Source organism: Actinomadura montaniterrae (assembly GCF_008923365.1).
In the GTDB taxonomy this organism is placed as follows: domain Bacteria; phylum Actinomycetota; class Actinomycetes; order Streptosporangiales; family Streptosporangiaceae; genus Spirillospora; species Spirillospora montaniterrae.
The window spans coordinates 1-7,304 of sequence record NZ_WBMR01000347.1; the positions used below are offsets into that span (position 1 = coordinate 1).

Annotated in this window: 7 protein-coding genes; 3 read left to right on the forward strand and 4 right to left on the reverse strand. The window is 70.8% G+C overall.

The window, feature by feature from the left end:
• Positions 1-253: 253 nt before the first annotated feature.
• Both F9B16_RS47935 and F9B16_RS47940 read right to left on the reverse strand, forming a co-directional pair.
• The gene (locus F9B16_RS47935; RefSeq protein ID WP_151546939.1) at positions 254-436 is read right to left on the reverse strand and encodes a DUF397 domain-containing protein; all 183 of its coding nucleotides are present in this window, start codon (positions 434-436) and stop codon (positions 254-256) included.
• On the reverse strand, positions 433-1,374 hold the full coding sequence (locus F9B16_RS47940) for a helix-turn-helix domain-containing protein (protein WP_151546933.1): 942 nt from the start codon (positions 1,372-1,374) through the stop codon (positions 433-435). The genes F9B16_RS47935 and F9B16_RS47940 overlap by 4 nt, the downstream gene beginning before the upstream one ends.
• Positions 1,375-1,397: 23 nt before the next feature.
• Here F9B16_RS47940 and F9B16_RS47945 point away from each other — a divergent pair, with 23 nt between their 5' ends.
• Complete coding sequence (locus tag F9B16_RS47945; protein WP_151546934.1) at positions 1,398-1,805, forward strand: ATP-binding protein; 408 nt, start codon at positions 1,398-1,400, stop codon at positions 1,803-1,805.
• A gap of 250 nt (positions 1,806-2,055) precedes the next feature.
• Positions 2,056-4,821 carry an aconitate hydratase gene (locus tag F9B16_RS47950; protein ID WP_151546935.1) on the forward strand — a complete coding sequence of 922 codons (2,766 nt, stop codon included), beginning with the start codon at positions 2,056-2,058 and terminating at the stop codon, positions 4,819-4,821.
• 49 nt (positions 4,822-4,870) lie between these two features.
• Here F9B16_RS47950 and F9B16_RS47955 read toward each other — a convergent pair whose 3' ends face one another.
• Positions 4,871-5,563 carry a TMEM175 family protein gene (locus tag F9B16_RS47955; RefSeq protein WP_151546936.1) on the reverse strand — a complete coding sequence of 231 codons (693 nt, stop codon included), beginning with the start codon at positions 5,561-5,563 and terminating at the stop codon, positions 4,871-4,873.
• A gap of 43 nt (positions 5,564-5,606) precedes the next feature.
• Positions 5,607-6,326 (reverse strand): SDR family oxidoreductase, encoded by a 720-nt coding sequence (locus F9B16_RS47960; protein ID WP_151546937.1) that lies wholly within the window; start codon positions 6,324-6,326, stop codon positions 5,607-5,609.
• A gap of 86 nt (positions 6,327-6,412) precedes the next feature.
• Here F9B16_RS47960 and F9B16_RS47965 point away from each other — a divergent pair, with 86 nt between their 5' ends.
• On the forward strand, positions 6,413-7,012 hold the full coding sequence (locus F9B16_RS47965) for a TetR/AcrR family transcriptional regulator (protein ID WP_151546938.1): 600 nt from the start codon (positions 6,413-6,415) through the stop codon (positions 7,010-7,012).
• The last annotated feature ends 292 nt before the right edge of the window (positions 7,013-7,304 follow it).

Below are 7,304 nucleotides of genomic sequence, written 5' to 3' on the forward strand. Positions count from 1 at the left end.
GGGCGGGGCAGGCGGAGCCTGCCCCCATCACCTGCCCAGGGGCCGCAGAGGCTCCAAAGTCAAGGGTGGACGAAGTCCATCGCGAAGCGACGCCGAAGGCGCCCTTGACTTTGGAGGGGCGGCCCCGTACGCAAGCGCCACCCCACCACCCGAACACCCCTCTTGCCGGCGAATTCGCCACGGTATGCCGACTGGTCGTTCCAGAGCCGGCCCCGGGGCCTAACCCGGCGTAGCCTCGCTCAAAACGCGGACGTCACCGCTGCTTCAGCCGAGCGAGCAATACGTCCAGGCCTTCACGGCTGATGTTGATATGACCGCCACACGGATCCTTGCTGTCGCGGACACCGATCGTGTTGCCGAGATCGGCCAACTCGACGCAGGCGCCCCCGTTGCTGCTGCTGTAGCTGCTCTTCCGCCAAGCCGGACGCGAAGTCATGGCTTCCACGCCTCCTCCGCAATCTCTCGAATGAGCACCGCCGACATCGCTGCTGGTAGCGCGTAGGTACTTATGTCGGTGAATCGGCGGTTAAGTCGGTCGATGTCTGACCGACCGTCTCTGATGATTCCATGCGGTTCGCCATCCGTGTAGGCCACTTCGTCGCCTCCGGCCATGGTGGCGATCATGAATGCTCCGGAGTTCCCCGGGTGTGGCTCTCCATCCGGGATGACCTGGACGGACAGGTGTGGCGACACCGCGTCGGCGAGGTAGTGCAGCTGCTCGTACATCGTGGCGGCCGTGCCGACACGTGACCTCAGGACGCGTTCTGGCAGGACGTACACCATGCGCGGCGGAGGTGGGTCTTCCCGGGCAAGGATCGCCTGGCGTTCCAGGCGGCCCGCGACCCTCTGCTGATCGCCGTACAGGAGTACTTCTGCCAAGGAAGGCACTTGCAGGAGGCCTGTGATCACGAGCGGCTCGTAGATCCGGAGGATCTCGGCCCGGCTCTCGAACTCGGGCCATCCCTCGAACCACTTCGGGAACACGGCTGAGCGGCCGTCGAAGAGGCCGTCGTGGAGGTGGGCGAGGGCGTCGCGGGTGTCGAGGACGCGGTCGCAGTCCTCGGCGAACCCGCGGTCGCAGCCTGACTCGCCCCGTTCGATCTCTCCGATCGTGGACGGGGCGTAGGGGATCTGCTCTGCGAGCTGGGCCAGCGACAGTCCCGCCATCGTCCGATACCGCCGCACCTCGGAGCCGAAAAGGTCCAGCGGGCCGCGGGACGGTGTGAGGCGCTTCGGGCGTTGCGGCATGTCCACCTCCAGTGATGACCGTGCGATGACCGGTGATGTACGCGAAGTCACGTCGATGCCCGCCGCCTCGGGCTTCGTCTCTCCGAAGCATCGCCGCGGGGAGACGCTTCGGTCACAGGAATCCATGGAGTCTTCCGAGGTGAACCGGTATGTCCGCTATGGCGCTCGCGCCCGAAGGTCCGCGCACGCTCGTCCTCGAATCGACGGTTCACGCTCCGCTGTTCGCACGGCGGTTTCTTGCCGGGTGCTTCGCCGAGTGGGGGATCGAGGACGACCACCTCGGGCGGCTGGTCGTCTGCGAGCTGGTCACCAATGCCTGGCGGCATGGCGAGGGGCCGATCGTCGTCCGGTTGTACCTGGACGAGCGGGACGGGCGGCCGGTGGTCGAGGTGTGGGACTCGGGGGCGGGCCGCCCGGTGGTGCGGCCGCCCGACGACCGGGCGGTGTGCGGGCGGGGGCTTCTGCTGGTCGCCGGGTTCGTGCGGGGGTGCTGGGGCGTCCGGCCGCTGAACGAGGGAGGCAAGGCGGTGTGGGCGAAGCTGCCGGGGGCGGAGTAGCTTGATGTCGAGATAAATTGGATGTATCTTGACATCAAGAAAAATCCTGCGGAAGTTAGGCGGACCCGGTTCCCGGTCAAGGGCTTGACTAGGGCAGGATCAAGGTAGACGAGCACACCCGCCTCGCCGCGCGCCGCGCCGCCCGACCCGCGCCGGCCGCGAGGGCGGGCGCACATTGAACACCACGATGAACGTCGCCGCGCGGTCATGTCCCGGACCGGACGCGCGGCGTGCGACGGAGGAGGAGTCCGTGTCCGCGAACAGCTTCGGCAGCCTGAGCAAGCTGCAGGTGGGCGGCAAGTCGTACGACATCTACCGGCTGGACGCCGTCGAGGGCTCGGCCCGTCTCCCGTACAGCCTGAAGGTGCTGCTCGAGAACCTGCTGCGCACCGAGGACGGCGCGAACGTCACCGCCGAGCACATCCGCGCGCTCGCCCAGTGGGACGCCAAGGCGCAGCCGAGCAAGGAGATCCAGTTCACCCCGGCCCGGGTGATCATGCAGGACTTCACCGGCGTGCCGTGCGTGGTGGACCTCGCGACGATGCGCGAGGCCGTGCGGGACCTCGGCGGCGACCCGACGAAGATCAACCCGCTGGCGCCCGCCGAGATGGTCATCGACCACTCCGTCATCGTGGAGTACTTCGGCTCGCCGCAGGCGTTCGAGCGCAACGTGCAGGTCGAGTACGAGCGCAACAAGGAGCGCTACCAGTTCCTGCGCTGGGGCCAGACGGCGTTCGACGAGTTCAAGGTCGTGCCGCCGGGGACGGGCATCGTCCACCAGGTGAACATCGAGCACCTGGCCCGCGTGGTGTTCGACCGCAACGGCGTCGCCTACCCCGACACCTGCGTCGGCACCGACTCGCACACGACGATGGAGAACGGCATCGGCGTGCTCGGCTGGGGCGTCGGCGGCATCGAGGCGGAGGCCGCGATGCTCGGCCAGCCGATCTCCATGCTGATCCCGCGCGTCGTCGGCTTCAAGCTGACCGGCGAGCTGCCCGCCGGCACCACCGCGACGGACCTGGTGCTCACCATCACCGAGATGCTGCGCGAGCACGGCGTCGTCGGCAAGTTCGTGGAGTTCTACGGCGAGGGCGTGCACGCGCTGCCGCTGGCCAACCGCGCCACGATCGGCAACATGAGCCCCGAGTTCGGCTCCACCTGCGCGATCTTCCCGATCGACGACGAGACGCTGAGCTACCTGCGGCTGACCGGCCGCGACGAGGAGCAGGTCGCGCTCGTCGAGGCCTACGCCAAGGAGCAGGGCCTGTGGCTCGACCCGTCGGTCGAGCCGGAGTTCTCCGAGTACCTCGAGCTGGACCTCGGCACGGTCGTCCCGTCGCTGGCCGGCCCGAAGCGCCCGCAGGACCGCATCGCCCTGTCGGCCGCCAAGCAGACCTGGCGCCGCGACGTGCAGAACTACGTCAAGAGCGTGCAGGGCCCGGCGGACGAGGCGTCCGACGAGTCGTTCCCCGCGTCCGACTCCCCGGCGATCAGCCACGGCGGCAACGGCGACAAGCCGCGCCACCTCGCCGGCGACGACGCCGGCCGCCCGCACAACCGGGTGCCGGTCACGCTGGACGACGGCACGACGTTCGAGCTCGACCACGGCCACGTCGCGGTCGCGGCCATCACGTCCTGCACCAACACCTCCAACCCGTACGTGATGATCGGCGCGGCGCTGCTGGCCAAGAACGCCGTCGAGAAGGGCCTCACCCGCAAGCCGTGGGTGAAGACCTCCCTCGCCCCCGGCTCGCAGGTCGTCACCGACTACTACGAGCGCGCGGGCCTCACCCCGTACCTCGACAAGATCGGCTTCAACCTGGTCGGGTACGGCTGCACCACCTGCATCGGCAACACCGGCCCGCTGCAGCCGGAGATCTCCAAGGCCGTCAACGACAACGACCTGGCGGTCACCGCGGTGCTGTCCGGCAACCGCAACTTCGAGGGCCGCATCAGCCCCGACGTGAAGATGAACTACCTGGCGTCCCCGCCGCTGGTCATCGCCTACGCGCTGGCCGGGACGATGGACATCGACATCCTCAACGACCCGATCGCCGAGGGCACCGACGGCCCGGTGTACCTGCGCGACATCTGGCCCGCGCCGGAGGAGGTCGCCGCGATCGTCGAGTCGTCCATCGGGCAGGAGATGTTCGCGCAGAGCTACGCCGACGTCTTCAAGGGCGACGAGCGCTGGACCGGCCTCGACATCCCGACCGGCGACCTGTTCGAGTGGGACCAGGCGTCCACCTACGTCCGCAAGGCGCCGTACTTCGACGGCATGGGCGCCGAGCCGGAGCCGGTCTCCGACATCAGCGGCGCGCGGGTGCTCGCCAAGCTCGGCGACTCGGTCACCACCGACCACATCTCGCCCGCCGGGTCCATCAAGGTCGGCACGCCCGCCGCGCAGTACCTGCAGGACAACGGCGTCGCGGTGAAGGACTTCAACTCCTACGGCTCGCGCCGCGGCAACCACGAGGTGATGATCCGCGGCACGTTCGCCAACATCCGGCTGCGCAACCAGCTGCTGGACGACGTGGAGGGCGGCTACACCCGCGACTTCACGCAGGACGGCGCGCCGCAGGCGTTCATCTACGACGCCGCGCAGAACTACGCCGCGCAGGGCACCCCGCTGGTCGTGCTCGCGGGCAAGGAGTACGGCTCCGGCTCGTCCCGCGACTGGGCCGCGAAGGGCACCGCGCTGCTCGGCGTCCGCGCCGTCATCGCGCAGTCGTACGAGCGCATCCACCGCTCGAACCTGATCGGCCTCGGCGTCCTGCCGCTGCAGTTCAAGGAGGGCGACTCGGCCGAGTCCCTCGGGCTGACCGGCACCGAGACGTTCGACATCACCGGCGTGACGGCGCTCAACGAGGGCGGCATCCCGGACGAGGTGACGGTGAAGGCGGACGGCAAGGAGTTCACGGTCGACGTCCGCATCGACACCCCCGGTGAGGCGGACTACTACCGCAACGGCGGCATCCTGCAGTACGTCCTGCGGAACCTCATCCGCAAGTAAGGGCCGCTGCGAAACGGGCCGTCTCCCCGCGAGGGGAGGCGGCCCTTTCTCATTTCGCGGGGAGGCGGGTGCGGGTGGCGGGGGCGCGCCGGCCCACGACGAAGTACAGGACGAGCGCGGCGCTGAGGGCGAGCGAGCCCTCCGGGGTGAGCGGGGCGAGCAGGGCGGCGGCGACGTAGCCGACGGGCCCGAGCAGCGAGTTGCGGCGGGCCCGCCGCGCCCCGTCGCGGGCGGCGGGGTGCATCAGGTACGGCCGCCGGCACAGGTGGTGCCAGAACAGCGTGAACCAGGCGGACGCGGCCGCCATCGAGGCCGAGTAGAACACCGCGGCGGCGGACGCGTCGCCGCCGCGCAGGTGGCCGCCGAGCGTCGCGGTCGGCAGCGGCAGGAAGCTGATCGTCGCGAGCATGCCGAGGTTCAGCAGCAGCATGCGCCGGTCCACCGTGCGGACCTGGTGGAACAGGTTGTGGTGGTGGATCCAGGCGATGCCGATGACCAGGAACGTCACGGCGTAGGCGGCGAGCGCCGGCCACTCGGTGCGCAGCGCGTGCCACACGCGCTCGTCGGCGGCCGGCGCCTTGACCTCCAGGATCAGCAGGGTCGCGGCGATCGCGAAGACGCCGTCGCTGAAGGCGCGCAGCCGGTCGGGGGTGACGGGCTCGCCCGCCCCGCCGGGCGGGCCGTCGCCCGGCCCGTCGGGCGGCCCGTCGCCCGCTCTGTCGTCGGCCACGTCGTCGGCCACGGCGGCGCCTCCTCGGGAAGATCGGAAGCGACAGCGTAGACGGTCAGCGGCCGGTCGGCAGGCTGAGGCCGCCGTTGCACTCGATCACCTGGCCGGTGACGAACCCGTTGGCCGCGGCGAGCAGGACCGCGTGCGCGACGTCCTCGGGCCGCCCCACCCGGCCGACCGGCAGCGCGGCGGCGTGCTGGGCGAACATCGCGTCGCGCTGCTCGGCGGGCATCCCGTCCCACCAGGGCGTCTCGATGACGCCGGGGGAGACGGCGTTGACCCGCAGCGGCGCCAGCTCGGTCGCGAGCGGCCGCACCATCGCCTCCAGCGCGCCGTTGATCGCGGCGAGGCCGGCGGTGCCGGGCAGCGCCGCGCGGGCGGACGAGGCGGTGATGAAGGTGACCGAGCCGTCCTCGGCGAGCCGGGGCAGCGCCGCCTGGACGATCCGCAGGTGCAGCCAGAACTTCGCCTCGAAGCCGTCGCGCAGGTCGGCCAGGTCCAGCGTGCCGAACGGGCCCGCGCCGGACCCGCCGCTCAGCGCGAGGATCAGGTGGTCGTAGCGGGTGTCCTCGGCGAAGAACGCGGTCACCTCCTCGGGCGAGGAGGCGTCGACGCGGCGGGCGGTGAGGCCGCCGGCGGCGGCCTTGGCGAGGCGCTCCTCGTCCCGGCCGGTGATCACGACGTCGGCGCCCTGGCCGGCGAACAGCTCGGCGGTGGCCGCGCCGATGCCCGAGGTGCCGCCGAAGACGAGGGTGCGCTTTCCGGTGAGCGACATGGCCGGCTCCTTCAGTTGTCGAGACCTTCTGTCTCGACAAGTATTCATCGAGACCGGCGGTCTCGTCAAATGGGTAAGGTGGTGCCATGAGTGACAGCCGACGGCCGCACACCGGACGCCGCCGCAACGAGGCCGCGCGGCGCGCGATCCTCGACGTCGCCGTCGACCTGCTCGCCCGCGACGACGGGACCCCCGTCACGATCGACTCGCTCGCCGCCGCGGCCGGCGTCGGCAAGCAGACGATCTACCGCTGGTGGCCGTCCAAGGGCGCCGTGCTGCTGGAGGCGATGGCCGAACGCGCGGGCACGGACATCCCCGTGCCCGACACCGGCACGCTCCGCGGCGACCTCGAGGCGTTCCTGACCGCCACGTTCCGCGGCGCGGGCCAGCGGCTCACCGCGACCGTCCTGCGCCACTCGATGGCCGAGGCGCAGCGCGACCCGCACGCCCGCGAGCACATGCGCGCGTTCGTCGAGTCGCGCCGCCGCGTCCTTTCCGAGCTGTTGGAGCGAGCGCGGGACCGCGGCGAGATCGCGGCCGGCGCCGACCTCGCCCTGATGGTCGACCAGGTCTACGGCGTGCTCTGGTACCGCGTCCTCGTGGGCCACGAGCCGCTCGGGGACGCGCAGGCCGCGGAACTGGCCCGCGCCCTCGCCGACCAGGCCGCGGCCCGCCTCGACGCCTAAGACCGACGGCCCGCGGGACCGCCGCGTCCGGTCCGGTTCCATGCACGCGCCTGCTGTTCGCTCGTGCGGGGAGCCGGGCCGTTTTCGTTTCCGCTCTTGACAGGACGGCGGCTGGACATCGATGGTGTGTGAACGATCACGTGAACGTTAATGTGACTCAGCCGACACCGGAAGGCTCCCTCCAGCATGAGGACCCCCCGTCCCTCCGCCCGCCCGGCCACGGCGCTCGCCTCGGCCGCCTGCGCCGCCGCGTGCGCGGCCGCGGTGCTCGTCCCGCCGGCCGCCGCGCAGG

Coding starts and splice junctions, on each gene's coding strand:
- F9B16_RS47935 (WP_151546939.1), bottom strand. CDS start 436: ATGACTTCGCGTCCGGCTTGGCGGAAGAGCAGCTACAGCAGCAGCAAC.
- F9B16_RS47940 (WP_151546933.1), bottom strand. CDS start 1,374: ATGGATTCCTGTGACCGAAGCGTCTCCCCGCGGCGATGCTTCGGAGAG.
- F9B16_RS47945 (WP_151546934.1), top strand. CDS start 1,398: ATGTCCGCTATGGCGCTCGCGCCCGAAGGTCCGCGCACGCTCGTCCTC.
- F9B16_RS47960 (WP_151546937.1), bottom strand. CDS start 6,326: ATGTCGCTCACCGGAAAGCGCACCCTCGTCTTCGGCGGCACCTCGGGC.
- F9B16_RS47965 (WP_151546938.1), top strand. CDS start 6,413: ATGAGTGACAGCCGACGGCCGCACACCGGACGCCGCCGCAACGAGGCC.